The 21176-nt window shown below is 37.5% G+C and carries 17 protein-coding genes; 15 read left to right on the forward strand and 2 right to left on the reverse strand.

All coding sequences use genetic code 11. The annotated features are described in order from the left end of the window. Nucleotides 1-465: 465 nt before the first annotated feature. From MHB53_RS18795 to MHB53_RS18805, 3 genes are all read left to right on the forward strand, one after another. Entirely contained in the window at nt 466-603 is a 138-nt protein-coding gene (locus MHB53_RS18795; RefSeq protein ID WP_340921262.1) for a hypothetical protein, read from the forward strand. Nucleotides 604-661: 58 nt separating this feature from the next. Next, nucleotides 662-1162 carry a GNAT family N-acetyltransferase gene (locus MHB53_RS18800; RefSeq protein ID WP_340921264.1) on the forward strand — a complete coding sequence of 167 codons (501 nt, stop codon included), beginning with the start codon at nt 662-664 and terminating at the stop codon, nt 1160-1162. Between the two features lie 1023 nt (nt 1163-2185). Further along, nucleotides 2186-2905: a cytochrome c biogenesis CcdA family protein gene (locus MHB53_RS18805; RefSeq protein WP_340921267.1), complete on the forward strand. Its 720-nt coding sequence runs from the start codon at nt 2186-2188 to the stop codon at nt 2903-2905. Nucleotides 2906-4325: 1420 nt separating this feature from the next. On the opposite strand, the gene MHB53_RS18810 is transcribed toward MHB53_RS18805, so the two are convergent. Beyond that, a complete protein-coding gene (locus MHB53_RS18810; RefSeq protein ID WP_340921268.1) occupies nt 4326-5234 on the reverse strand; it encodes a LysR family transcriptional regulator in 909 nt (302 codons plus the stop codon). A 144-nt stretch (nt 5235-5378) separates the two neighbouring features. On the opposite strand from MHB53_RS18810, the gene MHB53_RS18815 reads away from it, so the two are divergent. Continuing rightward, nucleotides 5379-6395, forward strand: coding sequence for an alpha/beta fold hydrolase (locus MHB53_RS18815; protein ID WP_340921269.1), 1017 nt, complete (start codon nt 5379-5381; stop codon nt 6393-6395). A gap of 289 nt (nt 6396-6684) precedes the next feature. Here the strand turns inward: MHB53_RS18815 and MHB53_RS18820 are convergent, their stop codons facing one another. Beyond that, on the reverse strand, nt 6685-7233 hold the full coding sequence (locus tag MHB53_RS18820) for an AAA family ATPase (RefSeq protein WP_340921270.1): 549 nt from the start codon (nt 7231-7233) through the stop codon (nt 6685-6687). 945 nt (nt 7234-8178) lie between these two features. Between MHB53_RS18820 and MHB53_RS18825 the strand changes: the two genes are divergently transcribed. The 11 genes from MHB53_RS18825 to MHB53_RS18875 all read left to right on the forward strand — a co-directional run bounded on the left by MHB53_RS18825 (nt 8179) and on the right by MHB53_RS18875 (nt 20592). Continuing rightward, nucleotides 8179-9153 (forward strand): quinone oxidoreductase family protein, encoded by a 975-nt coding sequence (locus tag MHB53_RS18825; protein ID WP_340921272.1) that lies wholly within the window; start codon nt 8179-8181, stop codon nt 9151-9153. Between the two features lie 241 nt (nt 9154-9394). Then, nucleotides 9395-11188 carry a sensor histidine kinase gene (locus MHB53_RS18830; RefSeq protein WP_340921275.1) on the forward strand — a complete coding sequence of 598 codons (1794 nt, stop codon included), beginning with the start codon at nt 9395-9397 and terminating at the stop codon, nt 11186-11188. Continuing rightward, nucleotides 11182-11886, forward strand: a complete 705-nt coding sequence (locus MHB53_RS18835; RefSeq protein WP_340921277.1) for a response regulator transcription factor — start codon at nt 11182-11184, stop codon at nt 11884-11886. Before MHB53_RS18830 ends, MHB53_RS18835 begins: the two co-directional genes overlap by 7 nt. 259 nt (nt 11887-12145) lie before the next feature. Next, on the forward strand, nt 12146-13432 hold the full coding sequence (locus tag MHB53_RS18840) for an ABC transporter substrate-binding protein (protein WP_340921279.1): 1287 nt from the start codon (nt 12146-12148) through the stop codon (nt 13430-13432). A gap of 55 nt (nt 13433-13487) precedes the next feature. Continuing rightward, nucleotides 13488-14183, forward strand: a complete 696-nt coding sequence (locus MHB53_RS18845) for a hypothetical protein (protein WP_340921281.1) — start codon at nt 13488-13490, stop codon at nt 14181-14183. 14 nt (nt 14184-14197) lie between these two features. Further along, nucleotides 14198-15136, forward strand: coding sequence for a carbohydrate ABC transporter permease (locus tag MHB53_RS18850; protein WP_445661455.1), 939 nt, complete (start codon nt 14198-14200; stop codon nt 15134-15136). After that, complete coding sequence (locus tag MHB53_RS18855) at nt 15126-15962, forward strand: carbohydrate ABC transporter permease (RefSeq protein WP_340921283.1); 837 nt, start codon at nt 15126-15128, stop codon at nt 15960-15962. The genes MHB53_RS18850 and MHB53_RS18855 overlap by 11 nt, the downstream gene beginning before the upstream one ends. Nucleotides 15963-16003: 41 nt before the next feature. Further along, on the forward strand, nt 16004-17344 hold the full coding sequence (locus MHB53_RS18860; RefSeq protein WP_340921285.1) for an FAD-dependent oxidoreductase: 1341 nt from the start codon (nt 16004-16006) through the stop codon (nt 17342-17344). Nucleotides 17345-17386: 42 nt separating this feature from the next. Continuing rightward, nucleotides 17387-19036, forward strand: coding sequence for a DUF4127 family protein (locus MHB53_RS18865; protein ID WP_340921287.1), 1650 nt, complete (start codon nt 17387-17389; stop codon nt 19034-19036). A gap of 104 nt (nt 19037-19140) precedes the next feature. Next, on the forward strand, nt 19141-19869 hold the full coding sequence (locus tag MHB53_RS18870; protein ID WP_340921290.1) for an SIS domain-containing protein: 729 nt from the start codon (nt 19141-19143) through the stop codon (nt 19867-19869). A gap of 213 nt (nt 19870-20082) precedes the next feature. Continuing rightward, on the forward strand, nt 20083-20592 hold the full coding sequence (locus MHB53_RS18875; RefSeq protein WP_340921291.1) for a ferritin: 510 nt from the start codon (nt 20083-20085) through the stop codon (nt 20590-20592). Nucleotides 20593-21176: the final 584 nt, after the last annotated feature.

Genomic DNA, 21176 nt, shown 5'->3' on the forward strand with positions numbered 1-21176 from the left:
AGCCGTTTACATCCGTTGCAGGCTTTCAACCTCAGAGTAATGACGCCCTTTTAGTGCGACTTTAGTGAGAAAGTATTTCTCGCTATAAAGAAACTTTTAAAGGAAAGGTTATTTTCTTTTAGAAGTTTTTCTTGTATACGGATTTGTAGTTTAATCCATTCATACAAAAAAGTTGAGATTGCTTATCCAACAAAGAAAATAAAAAATATAGAATTGCTAATGCAATATTCTAAAATCGGGTTATGATGATAATAGAAGACGTTGGAAATAACATAAATACATAAGCGAATAAGGACACATACTTATGGAAAAAGTAGCACGTGTTACTTGAGCTGACAGTGGGTTAGGAAATAGTCTAACGCGCTGGTTAATTGAGAATGGTTATAAAGTATTTGCTGGGCAATTTATGGGGAATTGTGATTTTCTCGATGAAACGAAAGCGCTGTATCAAGGGAGGATTAGTTGGTGCAGTTAGATGTGGTAAGGATAAAATCTGCAACGCGTTTGATTGCTGCTAAGACGACGCTAATTGATTTGATCAATAATAATGCAGGGATTTCGAATGAAGCGGACCAAGCGAATATTTTTGGAAAAGCAGAATGATGAAGTGATGCAGGAACAATAATTTTGGGGAGTATGGAAAAATAGGGAGGATAATTCAATGAGGCAAGAAGTTATTATTTTCGAAGGAAATGAAAAAGACCATCTTTCAGCTATATTAAGAATGAGATTAGATTTAGAGCGACACATGGCTAAATCAAACCCTGGATATTGGATATCTGATGAAAAATCTTATTTAGAAAGTTGTCAAAGATATCTAAATAATAAGGATGTTAAGGTGCATTTAGCTTGTTTGCAAGGTACTGAACAAATAATTGGAATGGGAATAAGTGTAATAGAATACCACGAAGACTTTTCGATAAAAATTACTGGTAATATACATCACTTGTGGGTTGACCCTGAGTATAGAAAAAAAAATGTAGGTAAAGCGATTGTAACAGAAATAATCAAATTTTTTAAACATAGGGAAGTTGAAGAACTTATTTTGGATTATTCTCATGGTAATATTGAGGCAGAACGTTTTTGGAGCAAGTTGGGTTATACACCGTCAATAATAATGTGTAGCAATACAATCAAAAATATTGAAACAAAACTCAGTTGAACTAAACCAGTTTTTACACTATCGAGGGCTTTTTTTCGATTATTATCAATGAAGCGTAGAGTCTTCAGGTCGACCTTCAATTAAAAGGTGCTTTAATGAAAGAAATGATTGTATAAACCAACACTTTTTTATGCAACCAACAAGCTTTTTCAGAAGCCGAAAACGCTGATTCATCAACGTTGTATAAAATACTGCATAAATGGAAATTCCGACATGTACAAACCCCTTGTGCGTCAAGGGGCTTGTACATGTCGGCTTCCGGAAATTGCTATTATGTTAACTAGATTTGTATAAAGTATTCATTTGATCCTTAGAGGTTTTCTTCAATTAATGGGGCAGGTTAGTGAAATACTGAAATTCAAAAAAGGTATTACCAAAGTTAATCCAGAATTAGGAAAGAAAGATATAAAATTGAGAGAAATGAATTATGAATTAGAATATATTATATAATACTAAAATTTAGGAGTGATTTTATGAAAATTCTTTATTACATAGTAGTACATGTTATAAATTTTTTCTTCCTAGTTGTAGTAGGATTTGTTTCACTTGCTTTTTTTTCCAATCCATCAGCAGGTTCATTGTCACCTTTAAGCCCTGCAATCCTAGCTCCTGTAATTTTCTTACTATTACTTTTGGTTGCTAACTATATTTATCAACTAAGGAAAAAGAATTGGCAGGCACTACTTAACGGAAATGTCATTTACATAGTAGTTTTATACGTCGTAATAACCGTGGTAATGCCATTTCTAAATGCACTTGTCTTATATTAGATAATGCCACAGCCACTGACTCTTTTATCATACCCCTGAAATTCCGTAGCAAACAAGCATCCTCGATTTAAAGATCCCTTTTTAATGCCGATAAGAAACTTTATTTCAACTAGATTTGTATAACGTATTCATGTCTTCCTTAAAAACCTTGTTCAGCTAAAGGGCCATTTATGAAGAACACCTTCATTAGTGAAACAAGAAGGTATGTTATACTGAGGTTACAAAAATTCCCAATTATATGGAGGGATTGTTGATGACGGACATTTCTAATTTACTTGCATTCAGTGCAGGTGCATTAACTTTTATATCGCCTTGTGTATTTCCTCTTTATCCTGCATTTTTATCGTATATTACGGGAATGAGTGTAGCAGAAATACAAAATGGTGAATTAAAAGGACAACGCAAAGCAATTTTTCATACATTTTTCTTTTTGTTTGGATTTTCAATAATTTATTTAGTGCTTGGTTTCGGAACAGCAGGAAGTGCGACTTTATTAGAGAATTGGTATTTTCGATATGGGGATTTAATTCGACAAATTGGTGCTATTTTAATGGTCGCCTTTGGATTGATTACTATTGGGCTACTCCAACTAAAATTTTTGATGAAGGAGCATAAACTACATATTCAAAATAAACCAGCTGGTTATTTAGGTTCAGTAGTGATTGGATTAGCTTTTGCAGTAGGTTGGACACCTTGTATGGGTCCAATTTTAGCAGCTACATTAGCGCTGGTAGGTGCAAACCCATCACAGGGTCTATGGTATATGGCAGCTTATGTTTTAGGTTTTAGTATTCCTTTTCTTTTAATGGCATTTTTCATTACTAAATTTACTTGGTTAAAAAAATACAGTGGTACTGTAATGAAATTTGGCGGGGGAATTATGATAGTTATGGGAATTACTCTGTATTTTGATAAACTTACACTTATTAATTCATTATTACAACCTATATTTGGAGATTTCCAGGGATTTTAATCTTTCGAGATATAGAAGAAGTGTATTAATTAATTTTAAGGCTGAGTCTATATTCTAGTTATTCCATTAACCGGCGCTTTAATTGATCAAACAGATAAAAGGATCTTCAAAAGAAGATCCTTTTTTAATGCCCATAACATGCAATTATGTTAACTAGATTTGTATAGAGTATTCATGTGATACTTGGAGATCTTGTTCAACTAACGAGCCAGCATTCTTGAACAACAGTTTAAAAGGAATTGGACATTTATGTTAAAGTTTAGATGGAATTATGAAGGTTTTACTTAAAAACATGCTTGGAAATTGACCTTTTGTAAGGGGAAGAAATCGAGGTGAGTAATAATGGGCTTATTTTTTGAAAAAGCTAGCAGTCAAAGCAAGAATCAAAAATTGGTTATACATGCATTTATAGTTTTATTAGTATTAGACACCATAAATAACTTTTTGCTCCATTGGTCTTGGTTTAGTGTAATTTCTATTTGTTTATACATTGTATTTATAATCCTTTTCATAAGGGAAACCATGAAGAGAAAAAACAATAACAGGTAACAATTAGATTACATCAGAGTATCTTCCATAATCGGGCGCTTTAATTAAACAAACAGCTAAAAGGATCTTCAACCGAAAGATCCTCTTTTCAGTACCTATAAGAAACTTTATGTTAACTAGGTTTGTATAACGTATTCATGTATGTATGCTGGAAGATCTTGTTCAACTAAAGGGCCATTATATGTAGTATGAGTTTCTACCGTATTCAACGAAAGTAATAATACAAAAATGACCGAATTTCTATCTTTGCTAACACATTAAATAGAGGTATTTTTTATAGTATTCAACGTATTCAAAGATATGGAAATAGATATGTCTAACAGGGGAAAGATACGACCTTGAAGTTTAGTGTGGAAGTGTACTCCTTCCACACTAAACTTCAAGGCTAGTAAGCGAAAGCGCGGTATGGATGAAAGATAGACTAGTTGCCTGATGAAGAGACTGATTAATAACAGGATCTATTGTTACCCAAAGAGGGCTTAATTCAAGTTCTTAAGTCCCGTACCTACGAATACATGTAAACAACGATAAAAGGTGCATTCCTTCAACATTTTTTAAATCGATACTATATATAAGGGCCATTTAATTGAGTAATACTTTAAAGAAAATTGATGAGGTTATGAAGTTTTGCACTTAAAGTAACGCTCTAATATAGTTTAAGTGAGACTCTCGCAAAACCTTAGTGAATGGGTGTTAGCATCTTTTATTAAAATAAAACTGCAAAAAATACCTCATTATTTAAAGAAAGCATAAGTAAGGCACCTTATTTATCACACCAAGATGCCTTACTATTGTATGCAAATATTAAATTTACTAAAAGAAAGTACCAATTAGATTACCAACAGAAGTTAGGAAAATATCGCTGAATAGGCTAAACCGTTTTATTCACCTCCTCTATAGCTATAACTTCTCTTGCTGCTTCTATGAAAGATAATATGATTGGTGAAAGCCATTTGTCTTTATGCCATGCCATATGTGTATATACGTGCAAGTCCGGAATTTGCCATGGAAGAGCAACAAGTTCACCCCGTTCAACTTCGGCTTCCACTGTTATTTCCGGAAGAAAGGCAATGCCGATTCTCGTAATTGCACATTGTTTAATGGCTTCGGCATTTTGAAACTCTAAATAAGTAATATCATCAATGCCCTTTTTCTCAAATGACCGGTCAAACATGGTTCGATAGGTACAACCTTTTTCATTGACCAGGAACACTTCTCCGTGAAAATCTTCCAGCTGTAGTACAGTTAGTTTCGCGAGAGGATGATCTGGAGCGACGAAAAAGCGGAAAGTTTCTTCTAGTAACGGTTCCACTGTAAGCCTCGTTGAGAGAATGGTTTCGTCCAGCATAAAGACGACATCCGCGGTTCCCTCAAAGAGCGTTTGCTTGAGTTCCTGATTTGGAACAGAGCGGAAGATGAGACGAACTCCTGGATAGCGCGAACGAAATAGCTGGAAGACAACTGGAAGCCGATAGGCGCAAAGAACCTCGTTGGCACTTATCGTTAGGGTACCGCTTAGATTTTCATTATCATGAACGGCACTGCGAGCTTCGTCCAATTTGTCTAGAACACTTTGGACATGAGGTAAAAAGCGCTTACCCGCAGTTGTGAGCATGAGTTGTTTGCCCAATCTGTCAAAGAGACGAACACCAAGCTCTTCCTCCAATGCTTTTATTTGCATCGTGACGTTGGAAGGGACGTAGTTTAGCACTTCCGCAGCCCGACTGAAATTTAAAGTTGAAGCAACCGTGCGGAATGTATTCAGTTGGCGCAATTCCATCACACCTCCCCCTTTTACTTTCAATATTATTGAATACAGTTTTGAATTTTATTCACTTTTTTTGAGAGTACCATAGGTCTATACTAAGTACAAGAAATACATTCTTAATGTTTGTGTTTCATTTTGAAGGGAGAGACACTAACTATGGATTATGAAATATTTGATTTAGGAGAAGTAACCTTGCAATCAGGAGTGGCGTTACCGAGCGCTTTTCTTGCTTATAAGACTTATGGAAAATTGAATGAAAAGAAAGATAATGTTATCGTCTATCCAACAGCTTTTGGTGACCAACATGTTCAGAATGAATGGTTGATTGGAAACGGCAGGGCACTAGATCCGCAGAAATATTTCATTATTATTCCAAATCTGCTAGGAAATGGATTATCTTCGTCTCCTAGTAACACATCTCCTCCATTTGACAGGGCTAATTTTCCGCAAGTAACCATCTATGACAACGTTAAATTCCAATATCGGCTGGTGACCGAAAAATTCGGCATTCAAAAGATTGCACTCGTAGTTGGATGGTCAATGGGAGGCATTCAATCATTCCAATGGGGGGGAATTTACCCCGACATGGTGGAACGAATTGCACCTTTCTGCGGAGGTGCAAAGACTTGGCCGCAAACGTATGTGGTCCTTGACGGAATGAAAGCTGCGCTCATGGCTGCAATTGGCTTCAATTCAAGTAAATTAAACCAGTTGACATCTGCAGACATGCGCACCGTTGCCCGTGTTTATGCGGGATGGGGCCTATCACAGGCCTATTACAGAGAGGAGCTTTATCGTGATATGGGATTTGACTCATTAGAAGATTTCGTGGCTGGTGTTTGGGAAGATAGCTTTATGAAGATGGATCCGCACAATGTCCTCGCCATGTTATGGACAGGTCAAAATGCGGATATTAGTGCAAATCCTGTCTATAATGGAGATTTCGATGAGACGCTTAAAAACATTAAAGCGCTAGCCTGCGTCATGCCAGGGAGTACAGATCTCTTCTGCACTGCGGACGATAACGAATACGAGGCTAAGCTTATACCTAATGCTGTTTTTAATCCTATCGAATCGATCTGGGGTCATTTTGCCGGTCGCGGAATCAACAGTGTAGATAATAAATTTATAGATGACAATCTAAAACGCTTATTGTCGCTTAATCCAAACTGATAAATAATCATTAGTAATTATTTCGGAGGAAAATGTCAGAGTATATAACAAAAAATAAGTCTACATTTCATCAAAAGCCAAAAAATGAAGTGAAGAAAAAAGCCTAATTTCTCAATTAAATGCAGAGAAATTAGGCTTTTTTAATATTGAAAATTCCTTAACGTTGTAAATCCGCATTTTCCTGACGATTTCCCTTATAAAAAGGTAAATCATAACAACCAATTGATGAAACAGGATAACACAAAAACGACCATGCTTTTTTAATCAGCTATGCCGTTTTTGTATCACATCATATCGTGAGTATAGAAGATTTTTTTTCAATCACAGCTTTTATTGTTGAAACACTTTCTTCGGTAGATTGATTTGTTGTGTCAATAATATTGGATTCATAGATACCCAAATTGTTAAATTGCTCCCACATTTTTTCTACCAATTCAATGTTGGCATCTTCGTCTAATTTGGTGCGATTGATTGCTCGTTTCATTGTTTCTTCTTTAGTCGCTCTTAAGATAATGTAATGTACTTCATAATTATCTTGTACAACGTTTAACCACGGCTTTAAGAACCAAGGACCAACAATTCCATCTATAATCACATCGTACCCACCACGTGCAAAACGTTTTGCAGCTTCCAAAAAAGCTTCAATAACAATTAAGTTTTGTTCTTGTGATTCCGATAAAAACGGAGGTATTGCCCCCTTTTGAATATAGTGATAAAAATCATCCGTGTGCATATGTACCGATTTTGATAAATTAGATTCTTTAGCAACAATAGATGCCGTTGTACTTTTACCAGTCCCTGGTGAACCAGTAATTATAATAATTCTGCCTTGTTTCATAAATATTCTCCTTTTCACATTAATACATTTTCTATTTCATTATCTCAAAGGAATTTTCCATCAATACAATTAAGTTTAGTATAAATCAACCTAGTTCAACTAGTGTAAATACGGCGAACAAATATCTCATAATTTCATGCACTATACCTGAAGTGTTAATTCAAATCTAAAAACAAGACATATTCTAACCACAAATCCCCTTATCCTCTAACTGGGATAGCATCAGGAATTTGCGGATTTTCAACGTTAAGTTGTTTATATCATTAATAATGAATAACTTAACAACGATAAGGATTTTGAGACAAGTTATACGAGACACTTATAAACCTTATTTGAAGCAAAATCAGTTAAGTATCAATAGAGTAACTCTATTGATACAAGGATTTCTACCTTAACGTTGTAAATCCGCATTTTCGGGACGCTATCCCGCCACGTCCCGTGGCAGCGTTGGCACTAGGACTTCCTGTCCGTCGAAAAGCCGTAGCCGTTGAGCAGCGCAGCACTTGCATAGGATGTGCTGACTTCAGGACGTGAGAGCGGTCTTAATAGAAGATCCTTTTCTATATGTGAGGAGCAAAGTAGCAAGCAGCAGCGAAATTCGCCAGCCATTTTTACCGGACTTCTTGAACATTTTCTTAAAATCAGAAAGGGATCTCTATGAAAATACAAACTTTATACACGAAGCTCCTGTCTCTACCATACCGCTTTAAGCTAATCCTCGTTTTCTCGTTGCTTATAGTTTTGACAGCGCTTATTCTTGGTGGGATTACGGGCTGCCGACCATAGATCACATCATCGGATATTCATTTTCCTATGATGTAATACTGAACATTTTTTTCGCTGAAAGTGATTCACAATTCACTGGTGAAAAAAGATTATAGTCACTTTACAGGAACTAGTGTTCGTGTATAATTAAGGCATATTGTACAAAGGGGGAAATAATTAATGGATGAAGGTAAAATGAAGGCTGTCGTACTTGAGAGATTTGGGGACATTGATGAGCTTGTGCTACAAAATATCCCTGTCCCTATTATAGAACCTAATGATGTGCTTATACGAGTTGAATATGCAGGTTTAGGGGAATGGGATATCTTCGAACGAAAAGGCGGATACTCGGAAATGCTCGGCTTAGAGCCTATGTTTCCTTATGTATTGGGTTCTGAAGGCGCCGGTACAGTTGTTGCTATTGGCGAGGAAGTAAGTGGGTATGACATCGGGGATAAAGTGTACGGTGCAGGATTTCTCAATCCAAAAGGCGGTTTCTATGCAGAATATGTTGCTCTAAATTTTAACTATGTATCTCATTTATCTAACAGTTTAACAATTCAAGAGGCTAGCGCGATTTCTGGAGTTGGTATAACAGCATTGCGCGGACTTGAGGATGTGTTGAAACTTAAACCAGATGAATCTGTAATGATCTTCGGTGCTAGCGGCGGAGTAGGACACTTGGCCGTGCAATTAGCAAAAAGTATGGGGGCTCGTGTTTTTGCCATAGCCTCTGGTGAAGATGGGGTCACTATGGTTAAGGGACTTGGTATTGATGCTGTGGTAGACGGTCGCGAAGTTGATCTTTCATTAGCAGCTCATTCATTTGCACCAGAAGGTTTTGATGCTGCACTGATCACTGCTGGTGGCGAACTTGCTCATATAGCGATTGAGTGTGTTCGTGAAGGTGGTCGGATTGCCTTCCCTAATGGAGTATACCCAGAACCACAGGCACGAACAGGTATCAAATCATTTGGATATAATGGAGATCCTGATTATGAGATATTACAAAGACTCAATCACTACATTAATTCAAGCCATATAACAGTGAATATTGATCGGTCCTTTTCACTTGAAGATTGTCGTGAGGCACACTTAAAACTAGATAATCACTATCTAGGAAAGCTTTGCCTCAAGGTTACCCCTGTTAGTTAAATTCCAATGACTTAAAATGATCTTCAAGAAAAAGGCGATCACAGAAATAATCAAACTTTTTTATAAAGGAATATCCAATTGAATATATTAAGCGTGTTTTGATCCATTTTTTTCAAAACATGCTTTTTCTTTTTGTACATTTATCAAGGCTATTAGGGACGAATTATCGTCATTCCCCTTTGACTACTTTCGATGATAAAATAATGCTAAACAATAAAAGTAAGATCAGAAAGGGATCTCTATGAAAATACAAACTTTATACACGAAGCTTCTGTCCCTGCCATACCGCTTTAAGTTAATCCTTGTTTTCTCGTTGCTTATTGTTCTGACAGCGCTTATTCTTGGTGGGATTACCTACTTTCATTTTGCTGGGGCTAGTCAACGGGAAGCGAAGGATTATCAAGTCCAGCTAGTGGAGCAGATTCAACACAATTTTGACCGATATTTAAAAGAGATGCAGATTATTTCTTTGTCACCTCTGTACGATCAGAATATATTGAATATTTTAAAAGGACATGAGACACCAATCTCTACAGCATCCTTTCCACCTGCTAATGAGCGGATTGAAATGTGGAGGTATATGTCTAGTCTTATTCATTCACGGAATGAAATTAAAGGTATTCATATTATGGCTAATGATGGGACGATCTTTACTAATTTAGATTCGAATACTGTCTGGTTAAAGATACTCAATATAAGTAATAGCTGGGTTTCACAGATTAAAAAAGCGGATGGTGAATGGGTACTGCTACCCCTTCATAAACCAGACTATTATTTAAATAAAGAAACAGAAGTATTTTCGGTAGCGAGATTGATTAGGGAACCATCAACAAATAAGCATCTTGGCATGATTAAATTAGATTTAAAACAGGAGCTGTTTGAAGAGTTTATTGGTGAGGAGAATAATATCTATATTTTAGACGAAAAGAACGAGCTTATTTACCCGAAAAATGACCAAGCAGGGATGCTTCGCTTTGTTATTCCGCAATTAGAAACTCAGCAGGATTATCAGTACTTAAAGACGGATATGGATGGTAAGTCATATATGATGGTTCACAACGTGTCTGATTACTCTGGAGCGAAAGTAATTATGCTTACACCATTTGATACGATTTTAAGTGAAGTGAATCAATTGCGAGTTTTACTTTTATTAGTGGTGTTGTGCGGAATTCTCGTCTCTTTCATTTTAGGTTTTATTTTATCGAAGCCATTGGTTCGTTCTATTCATACACTACAAAAAGCAATGGCCGAGGTGCGAAAAGGTAATTTATCGAAGCGGGTGGAAAGTTATCAACATGATGAAATCGGCCAGTTAAGCCAGGGGTTTAATTATATGGTAGATGATATTGAAAGACTGGTAACGGAAGTATATGAGACAGGATTGCGTGAGAAGGATGCGGAGATTAGAGCACTTCAAAGTCAAATGAATCCGCATTTTCTTTATAATACGTTGGAATCTATTAATATGCTTGCGATTACGAAAGGGAATTTGGATGTATCTGATATGGTAACTTCCTTAGGAAAATTGCTTCGCTATACGATTGACCACTCAGCAAAAATTGTTTCTTTACAGGATGAACTTATGTTTATTCGTTCTTATGTGATGATTCAACAAATGCGAATGGGGGACAATCTGCAATACCAAGAAGATATTGAACCTCACCTGCTTCATGTTCAGCTGCCAAAAATAACTTTACAGCCATTGATTGAAAATGCAATTATGCATGGTCTGTCAGGACAAGTTGGGAAGATTTATCTCCAGGTGAAAGAGGTTGGTCCAGAGATGAATGTAATTGTTTCTGATGATGGAAATGGTATGGACGAGGATAAATTGGCTGAGCTCAAGCAATCTTTATATGTGAAAAATATAACCCGTACTGAGAACCATCATGGCATTGCTCTAGTAAATATTAATGAAAGAATAAGATTTTTATATGGTGAGTCATATGGCATCGAACTTTATAGTGAAGAAGGGAAAGGGTTCACTGCTACATTGAGATTTCCTACTAATCGACAGGGGGAAGCGTCATGTTGAAAGAAGTATTAGTTGTTGAAGATGAGATGATTATTAGACAGGGGTTAAAGGTGCTTTTGGAAGATGTTCTCGGTGGATTTCAAGTAATAGAAGCGAAGAGTGGGGAAGAAGGATTACTCTATATAAGACAGCAGTTGCCCCATTTGATCATTACAGATATCCGCATGGGTGGGATGGATGGACTAGCTTTCACTGCGAAAGTGAGACAAGTATCCAAAGATATTCCGATCATTATTTTAAGTGGCTACAGTGATTTTGAATATGCAAGATCAGCAATGAGGCAGGGCATCTCAGAATACTTGCTTAAACCAGTAAATCGGACTGAATTATCAGAGGTTATTTCGAAAATTTTTAAGACGACAGAAGTAGAAAGTATAGACACATCAAGGCACTTCCAGAAAATACTTCAGTATATTCAAGAGCACTTAAGTAAGGAAATAACCTTACATCATCTTGCTGATTATGTAGATTTGCATCCACAATATATTGGACAATTATTTAAGTCAGAGCTTGATCAGTCTTTTACCGAATATATGACAGAACAGCGTTTGAATCGTGCCAAAGATCTATTGCGGGATACGCAGTTAAAAGTGTACGAGGTTGCTAATTTGTCAGGTTATAAAAGCCCAAAGCATTTTATGACTATTTTTAAACAAAAGGTTGGTAAGACACCGATTCAATTTCGTAATTTAACCTAAAGTTCTTTAAGAGGATGTTCAAAAAGTCACCAAATGATAAACGGCGAATTTCTTCGTTGCTCGGTTTTTCCGGTTCTCACGTATTAAAAGCATACGCTGTGATCCTCAAAACCTTCGCGTCTCGAACTTCTTGTTTCTAATTTGGCACCTTTTTGAACACGCAATTTAAATATATGTTTAACGAACTTTTTCTTCTGCCTAGAGGATATTTTAGAAAGCGATATCATTATACAATTTGAACAAAGGGAGGGGTTAATATATGAAAAAGCGATGGCTAATGATGCTCGCTATTATGTTATTGATTTTTACGACTGCATGCAGTAAAGATGCAGGGGGCAGTGCAGGAGATAACAAAGAGTCGTCTAAAAAAGATAAGGATGTGGAATTGACTTTTATGATGTGGGGGAATGAAGCCCACCAAGAGGTGTACAACGATCTCATCAAAAAGTTTAATGTAGAGCATCCGAATATTAAGGTGAAAATGGAAACTATTCCATTTCCAGACTATCAGCAAAAGATCACCGTTTTAGCTGCTGGAAAGGAGCTACCTGATGTAGGTTGGGTAGCTGAGCGTATGGTTCCGCAGTTTATGGATAATGACATTTTGGAAGATGTTACATCCTTTAAGGATGACAAGGAATATGACATGGATGATTTTTTTCCATCGACACTAGAGTTATTTGAAAGGGATAGTCACTTATATGGCATTCCATTTTCAACGCCACCAATGGTGCTATTTTATAACGAAGATTTGTTTGTGAATACTGGTGAGAAAACGCCTAACGAGCATTTAGCAGATGGTACATGGAATTGGGAGCAGTTTGAAAAATCTGCAAAGGCGATATCAGCACAAGGGGTATATGGAGCGAATTTCTTCCGTGACTGGAATACTTGGATTGCACTTTTATCTCATACATGGGGTAATGGTGGAGATTTATTTAATGAGGATCAAACGAAGTTTACATGGAATAGTCCTCAAGGAGTAGAGTCATTAAAAATGCTTGACCGGATGATGTTTACGGACAAATCTCATCCTAAGGCAGGGGAGCAAGTAAGTTTTGAATCAGGGAAAATTGGTATGTTCTTCGATGTATATAGCTATGTTTCTCGTGCGCGCGAAATTGGAGATTTCACATTTGATATTGCTCCACTACCTGAGGGGACGGAAGGTAGATTTCCTATGTTAGGCCAAGCTGGATATTCGATCTTTAAAGGCTCAAAACATCCAGAGGAAGCAAAAGAGCTGTTAAAATTCTTTACGAGCCAAGAAGGAATCACAGCCACATCGACATATTTTGTACCACCACGTGAGTCCGTGCTAGGGTCGGATGAATTTATTAATCAACCAAATAACCCGCCAAAAGAAAGTATACAAAAAGCGGTATTAGACGAAATGGATAATGCCCGTTTACAAACTGGACATAAAAACTGGCAGAAGATCGATAATGCAGTTCAATTTGGTTTCGATGAATTATTTGGTGAACTGAAAGAACCAGAAGAAATTTTGAAAGAGATGGAAGAAAAAATTACGCCGTTAATGAAGTGATTTAGAAGGGAGACGGTTATGATCATAATCGTCTCTCCTTAATTAGAGGTGAGAAATGTTGAGTATGTCTTTAGAAAAGTTATTAGCAAAGAATAAAATGTCCTTGATCGTTAGTATTCCGAGAAATGAACCTGCATTGGCTAATGCTGCCATGCGAGCTGGAGCCGATGCGATTAAAATGCATGTGAATGTTGATCATTGGGCTTCGGGAAATAATTTTGCTTCTACAGAAGCGTATGTAGAGCCATTTCGCGACATTCGCGAACAGTTTTCAGGACCATTAGGCATTGTTCCAGGCGGTTCTTTTGAGGCTATTAAACAAAGTGAATTAGAAAAGCTATCAGAGTTAGGGTTTAATTACTTTTCCATTTATGCCCATCATATGCCAACTTGGATGCTGCAATTAGATAAATACGAGAAAACTTTTGCGATTACCGGTGATTATTCCATAGAATCTCTAGGAAGTATGCATGAACTTGGTATAGCAGCAATTGAAGCCTCGATCATTCAAGCGCATGAATATGGGAGTCCACTGACCTTTAAGGATATTCTTGCCTATCACTATATTGTACAAAACACAGATGTTCCTGTCATGGTACCATCTCAACGTCTGCTTTTGCCTTCAGATATGGCACCTCTTTATAAAGCGGGTGTGAAGGCAGTAATGTTGGGGGCAGTCGTTATTGGTCAGACAGAAGAAAGTATCGAAAGAGCAGTTGCTTCTTTTAAAAATGAATTGGATAAGTTGTAAAGGAGGCGGTATGGTTGGAAGCTAAAGTGAATGCAGATAGACCTCTTCCGTTAAAAGCGAATGTGAAAAAAAGGCGTAAATTTATAGGAAGTGAATCATTTTATGGGTATCTTTTTGTTAGTCCGATGATGGTAGGGTTCCTGCTCGTCATGCTATTTCCATTGGTGTATTCCATTTATATGAGTTTGACTGACTGGCAGTTACTTGGCGATCCGAATTTTATAGGAACAGCAAATTATCAACAATTAATAAAAGATCCTGAGTTTTTTATCGTTTTGAAAAATACGTTTCTTTTTTCAGCTGGTCTTGTCCCCGTTAATATCATTCTAGCCCTTTGGTTGGCGATGCTATTACAAAGAAATCTACCAGGGATGGGTATTTTTCGAACAGCAATTTTTATTCCTGTGATGACTTCGATCGTCGTCTGGTCGATTATTTGGAAGTATATGTTTGGAACAGATGAAGGATTTATTAATCAAATATTAGGTGTAGTTGGCATTGAAGGACCTGCATGGTTATACAATCCAAAACTTGCGATGGGGGCGGTTATTTTTGTCAGTGCGCTTAAAAATGTTGGATTAAATATGATTTTGTTTTTGGCTGCGCTACAGCAGGTGGATAAAAATTTGTATGAAGCATCCTATTTGGATGGGGCTAGTAAATGGAGACGTTTCTGGCATATTACGATGCCGATGATTACGCCAACGATATTTTTAACAATCATATTGACAGTCATTGGATCGATGAAGGTGTTCGGGCAAATATATGTGATGACGAATGGTGGGCCAGGTAATCACACAAAAGTATTGGTTTATTATATTTGGGAAAATGCGTTCAAGCTATATGAGTTTGGCTACGCATCTGCTATCGCCATTATCTTATTTGTAATTATTTTAGTCTTTACACTGATCCAATGGTGGGCCAGAAAAAGGTGGGTTTTCCATGAACAATAAATTGACAGGCGGCATGCTTTCTCGTATCTCATTTTATGGCATTTTAACAGCTGTATCGCTTATCATGATCGTGCCTTTCATATGGATGATTAATACATCCTTTAAGGATTCGACTAAAATCTTTAGCTTTCAGTTCATTCCCAGTCCATTTAGATGGGAAAATTATGTAGAGGTGTTAAAATCTACTCCATTTCATTTGTTTTATTTTAATAGTATCTATATTGCTGTTTTAGTGACAATTGGAACGATATTCTTAGGTTCTCTTGCGGGATATGCATTTGCTAAGCTGCAATTTCGCGGAAGCTCTTTTATGTTCCTTTGTTTATTAAGCACAATGATGATTCCAGTTGAAGTAATTACCATACCGTTATTTTTGTTCATGAGAGATTTGGGATTTATTAATACACATATACCGTTGATTGTCATTCCAATTTTAGGTCCAGCAGGTGTGTTTGGCGTATTTGTAATGAGGCAGTTTTTCTTACTTGTGCCAAAGGAATTGGAGGAGGCGGCGAAATTGGACGGGTGCTCCTATTTCCGCATCTTTTGGAACATCATGCTCCCTCTTGCAAAACCAGCAGTAGCTACATTAACTATTTTTACATTTTTAACAAGCTGGAATGAATTTTACGAACCGCTTATTTACATCAATTCGAAGGAACTCATGACATTGCCAGTAGCATTGGCATTGTTTACAGATGAAGTAGGAACGAGATGGGAATTATTAATGAGTGCTTCTGTCATGGCAACTGTTCCATTATTAATTGTGTTTTTCTTTGCACAGAAGCAGTTTATCGAAGGTGTTGCGATGACAGGAGGAAAGTAAGCTCCTAATGAAGGTAATATTATGAAAAGGACGTGTTTATTTTGAAAAGAGATCTTGACTATGATGTCGTCGTTGTCGGCGGTGGGCCAGCTGGAATTAATGCAGCTATAGCATCAGGAAGAGCCGGTGCAAAGACATTGCTTGTAGAAAGATATGGATTTTTAGGTGGGATGTCGACGGTTGCGCTTGTTTATCCGTGGATGACTTTTCACACTAACTCTGGAAATCATGTCATCAAAGGGATTGCGCAGGAAGTTGTTGATCGATTGATGGCCATTGATGGTTCCCCAGGGCATTTGCGGGATACAGTAGGATTTACGTATACAGTTACACCGTATCATCCTGAAAAATATAAGATGGTAGCGTTAGACATGCTGGAAGAGGCAGGAGCGGATGTATTGGTTCATAGTTTCGTAGATAAGGTGGAGGTAGATGGGAATAAAATTACCTCGGTTAATCTTACAACAAAGTCTGGACCAATCCGTGTATCTGCCAAACAATTTGTAGATACGTCCGGTGATGCTGATGTAGCTTATCTATCAGGTGCACCTTGTTTACAAGGGAGAGACAGTGATCATCAAACACAACCAATGACGATGAAGTTTAGAATGAGGGGCGTCAACTTACAGAGAATTAAGGAAGAGATGAAAGCCAATCCTGGTAACTTTTATCGGAAGACACCTATTGCTGAATTGGATGAGTTGCCACTAACTGGCGTGCAAGGATTCTACAAGGAATGGAATGAATCGGGTATCGCAATCAATCGCGACCAAATTTTATTTTTTGCTGGACCTGAGGACGACGAAGTATTGGTTAATTGCACCAGAGTCCAAGGATTGGATGGAACGAATGTGTTCGACCTATCTGCAGGAGAAAAAGAAGGTAGAAAGCAGATGTTAATAATCGCTGAATTCCTGCAAACGAAAATTCCTGGTTTTGAAAAAGCATCGATCTCCGCAGTAGGCTCACAAATCGGTATTAGAGAAACGCGGAGAATCGATGGTCTATATGCACTTACTTTGGATGATGCAGTAAATGGAAAGAAATATGAGGATACGATTGCGCTAAGCGGCTATCCGATTGATATTCACGATCCAACTGGGAAAGGTGTGCAGGCCAATGACATCGAGGGCGATGGAAGCTATGGTATTCCATATCGATGCCTTGTTCCGAAAGTGATTGATAATTTGCTAATGGGTGGAAGATGCATCTCGACGACTCATGAAGCATTGGCGACAACAAGATTAACACCAAGCTGTATGGCTACAGGGCAAGCAGCAGGAACTGCCGCGGCTTTGTCGATAAAAGCTGGAGTGGCGCCAAGAGACTTAGATATTGTAAAACTTAAAAGTTATTTAGTGGAGCGTGGGGTAGTTTTATAAGCGGCAGTGAATCTTAAACTTTAGGGTGGAGGAGAATCTAGAATGGCACTTTTGAAAAAGGCTTTTTTCGTAAGTTTGGGAGTCTTTTTACTTAGTAGTTCAATAGGTAATGTGAAGGCAGCACAGAAAAAGAAACCATTAGCTACAATTCTCATGGTTCCTCTAGACGATCGACCTGCTAATATATATTTTCCACAGCAAGTAGGGGAATCCGCTGGGATTGAGGTAATAACTCCACCGAAGGAAATAATAGGACATTTTACTAATCCCGGTGATGGTGAAAAGATAAGTCAATGGTTATTAGATAATGGTAAGAAAGCGGATGGGTTTGTCATTTCTACCAGTATGCTAGCGTATGGAGGATTGGTTGCTTCGAGAACAGGGACCAAGTCGTTAGAGGATGCGACAGTTGATATTCAAGTTATCAAGGAACTGAAAGCTATGTACCCTGATAAACCTGTATATGTGTATGATACTATTCAAAGATTAGCTGTTACGGCCATCAATGAAGAGTACGCAAAATACTATACATTGATCAGCGAGTGGGCTATTTTATACGATAAAGTAGTGAACTTGGATATGCCTGGGAAGGAAAGACTAGCTGAATTGGAATCTATCATTCCTATTTCGGTACTAGAGGATTACAAAAATGCTCGGGACAGAAATCATACGATTAATAAACGAATGATAGACTGGGCAGATCAAGGATATATTGACTACTTAATATTATCCCAGGATGATGCTGCTCCTTATGGATTACATCGAGCGGAAAGAGAGTTGCTACTTGAAAAAGTGAATGCGCTTGATGTGGAAGAAAAAGTAGCTGTGTTTCCTGGAGCAGATGAAGTTGATGTAGTGTTAGTTTCTCGTTTTGTTAATGACCTTTTCGGTAGCTCACCGTCTTTCTTTATTGAATACGGGGGAATCGATGGAAAGGACTGGATTGCCCCATTTGAAGATACTACATTTGATTATAACGTTAGGAAACATATTGTAGCATCTGGTGGAATCATAGTTGAGGATGAACAGAATGTGGATATCCATCTTTTGCTAAATACCCCATCTGAACGTGCGGAAGCTAGAAGTCAGGATATCAATAACTTTGTGAAAAGAATAGGTGATTTAACTGTAGCAGGTAAGCAAGTTGCGATAGGAGATGTACTGATTGTAAATAAAGCGGATGAAGCGTTTGTTACGGAACTTGCTGATAGAGTCGATATAACAAAACTACTTTCATATAGTGGTTGGAACACTGCTGGAAATGCACTGGGAATAACAGTAGGTCATGCTGCTTCACGCTTTGCTTTTATCGAGCAAACATCTGGTTTCGGTGTTCCTGTATATGAACAAGCCGCAAAGTCACATTATGAATTTTTACTACACAGATTTGCCAAGGACCAGGGATATAAAAATATCGTTCATCCAGCTGCAAGAGAATTTATTATAGACATTGGAGCTAGTGAGTGGGATTTAGGCGATAAATATGAACCAGTGAATGATTTCGTGGTCGACAAATTAACAAGTGAAACAGAAAATTGGTATCAATATTTTAATGGGAAAAAGGTCTATATCGGATCAAGAGGAAACAAAGCTTTCTATAAAACCATCGCATCTCTTGAAAGTGTGCACGTAAAACTTCCGTGGCCACGAATTTTTGAGGCCGAACTTGAGCCAGAATTGACGTTGAAGTAGTACAAGTGTCTAGCACATCTCCAATTATGCCGGAGAAATTTATTCAGGCCGGATTTTCCGGTCTTTTTTCGATATCTATCAATAGGAGAAAGGGGCCATATATCATGATAGATTCCTATTTTGCAAAGATCACTGAACGGTTAAATATCGTATTGGAAAAAGAAAAAGCGAGTATGAAAAAAGCAGCGGTAGAAATAGTGAAAGCTATTAAAAAAGGTGGGGTTGTTCAGTTATTTGGTTGTGGACACTCTCATATTTTAGCGGAAGAAGCTTTTTATAGAGCAGGTGGACTGGTTCCAATCAAACCAATTTTTCATGAACCGCTGATGCTTCATGAAAGGGCCCTGCTTTCATCAGAGCTAGAAAGAAGGGACGATTATGCTTTGTCCTTTATGGAAAATCAAGATATTCAAAAGAAAGATATCATGATTATTATTTCAACATCGGGTCGTAACCCGGTCCCAATCGATGTAGCCATCATTGCAAAGGATAAAGGAGCATTTACAATCGGGATTACATCCGTTGAATATTCGAATAGTCAGCCATCCCGCCATGCATCTGGGAAACTTCTACACGAAGTTGTTGATCTAGTTATTGATAACCATTCTGTCATCGGCGATGCAATCCTAACCCATGAAAAAGTAGCTGTGCCATTTTCCCCGACATCAACAGTGATTGGTGCAACAACCATCCATGCCATATTTGCTGAGGTGATCGTACAGATGGCGGAAAACGGACTTCGGCCACCAATATTTCTAAGTGCAAATATCGAAGGTGGAGACGAGCATAATAAATCAATGTTAGAGAAGTATGGTGAGAGAATTTCATGGTAGAGCGGGATTTTCATAAACGGAGGTAACTTAGTATATAGGGATACCCGAGTCAAACATGCTCAATGTGAATGACTTCCTATGATGATGTATATTCAATCTTAATGAAGTGTTAGATACTTTAAGCGTAACATTTAAATGACTTCATAGGTGCCAATTCCTCTTCAATCATGTAAGATTAATAAATAAAGGAATCAATGATAAGGAGAGGAATACATGTTCAGTTCACGTATTGCAAATGCATTAAATCAGCAGATGAACAATGAATTTGAAGCTGCTCAATCCTATATGGCCATGGCTGCTTATTGCGAATATAATAGCTATGGAGGATTTGCGCACTTTTATCTACAACAGGCGATTGAAGAGCGTTTCCATGGTATGAAAATATATCAATATTTGAATGACCGTGGGGTTCATGCAGAATTCACTGGAGTGAATGCACCGAAAATAAATTTCGAATCCATTTTGAATACTTTTGAATCGGCATTGCAACAGGAAAAAACAGTAACTAAAGATATCTACGCATTGACTGACCTGGCTTGGGAAGAAAAAGAACATGCAACTATTTCATTTTTACAATGGTTCTTAGATGAACAAGTGGAAGAAGAAGCTAGCTTTGATACACATATCGAATATTTGAAACGAATCGGCGAAGATAAGAATGCCCTATATATCTATGAAAAAGAACTGGGCCAACGTTCATTCACCGCAGAAAATGAAGCTTAAGGGCATATAGTCAAAAGCGTCTCCGACTGAGTTGTTTAGGAGATGCTTTTTTTATCCGTAAGAACTTTCTTTAGAAATGCAAAAACGACAATTCATCTACTATTCTTCAAGAATGTGGCCGATTTACCACAGTAATATACCGATTGTACAGTGAAAGACATTTGAATGCTATAGCAACACATCACTAATCAAGGCATAATATAATTTGAATCACTCTGTTTATCATTAGTGATGGATCATGTGAATTTGGAAATAATGTATTCAATTATAACTAACTGTTATTGACTAAAGGAAAACATGTATAGTATGATATTTTTGTTTCACTTTTTTACTTTAGAAGCGAAAGGAGCATAGCTGTTTTAAAAATAAAAGCGCCAGCACTAATCTAATGAGGAACTTCCGTATGGAGGAAGTCGATATTTCTTTGAGGTCCAGAAGAGTGACATTCATAGCCCAATATTTCTTCGAAAGTTGTGGGCTGACTAGGAAGATATCTGGCTATAGGTGTAAGGGGATTCGAGATAAGGTTGATCCGTTCAGTGGAATGTTGTACCACAATGCGATTCATTTTATGATTGTCACCC

This window comes from Bacillus sp. FSL K6-3431, assembly GCF_038002605.1.
GTDB lineage: Bacteria > Bacillota > Bacilli > Bacillales > Bacillaceae_C > Lederbergia.

Excerpts from the sequence above, each read along its gene's own strand:
- MHB53_RS18800 (WP_340921264.1), top strand. The coding sequence starts at position 662 with ATGAGGCAAGAAGTTATTATTTTCGAAGGAAATGAAAAAGACCATCTT.
- MHB53_RS18805 (WP_340921267.1), top strand. The coding sequence starts at position 2,186 with ATGACGGACATTTCTAATTTACTTGCATTCAGTGCAGGTGCATTAACT.
- MHB53_RS18810 (WP_340921268.1), bottom strand. The coding sequence starts at position 5,234 with ATGGAATTGCGCCAACTGAATACATTCCGCACGGTTGCTTCAACTTTA.
- MHB53_RS18815 (WP_340921269.1), top strand. The coding sequence starts at position 5,379 with ATGGATTATGAAATATTTGATTTAGGAGAAGTAACCTTGCAATCAGGA.
- MHB53_RS18820 (WP_340921270.1), bottom strand. The coding sequence starts at position 7,233 with ATGAAACAAGGCAGAATTATTATAATTACTGGTTCACCAGGGACTGGT.
- MHB53_RS18825 (WP_340921272.1), top strand. The coding sequence starts at position 8,179 with ATGGATGAAGGTAAAATGAAGGCTGTCGTACTTGAGAGATTTGGGGAC.
- MHB53_RS18830 (WP_340921275.1), top strand. The coding sequence starts at position 9,395 with ATGAAAATACAAACTTTATACACGAAGCTTCTGTCCCTGCCATACCGC.
- MHB53_RS18835 (WP_340921277.1), top strand. The coding sequence starts at position 11,182 with ATGTTGAAAGAAGTATTAGTTGTTGAAGATGAGATGATTATTAGACAG.
- MHB53_RS18840 (WP_340921279.1), top strand. The coding sequence starts at position 12,146 with ATGAAAAAGCGATGGCTAATGATGCTCGCTATTATGTTATTGATTTTT.
- MHB53_RS18845 (WP_340921281.1), top strand. The coding sequence starts at position 13,488 with ATGTTGAGTATGTCTTTAGAAAAGTTATTAGCAAAGAATAAAATGTCC.
- MHB53_RS18855 (WP_340921283.1), top strand. The coding sequence starts at position 15,126 with ATGAACAATAAATTGACAGGCGGCATGCTTTCTCGTATCTCATTTTAT.
- MHB53_RS18865 (WP_340921287.1), top strand. The coding sequence starts at position 17,387 with ATGGCACTTTTGAAAAAGGCTTTTTTCGTAAGTTTGGGAGTCTTTTTA.
- MHB53_RS18870 (WP_340921290.1), top strand. The coding sequence starts at position 19,141 with ATGATAGATTCCTATTTTGCAAAGATCACTGAACGGTTAAATATCGTA.
- MHB53_RS18875 (WP_340921291.1), top strand. The coding sequence starts at position 20,083 with ATGTTCAGTTCACGTATTGCAAATGCATTAAATCAGCAGATGAACAAT.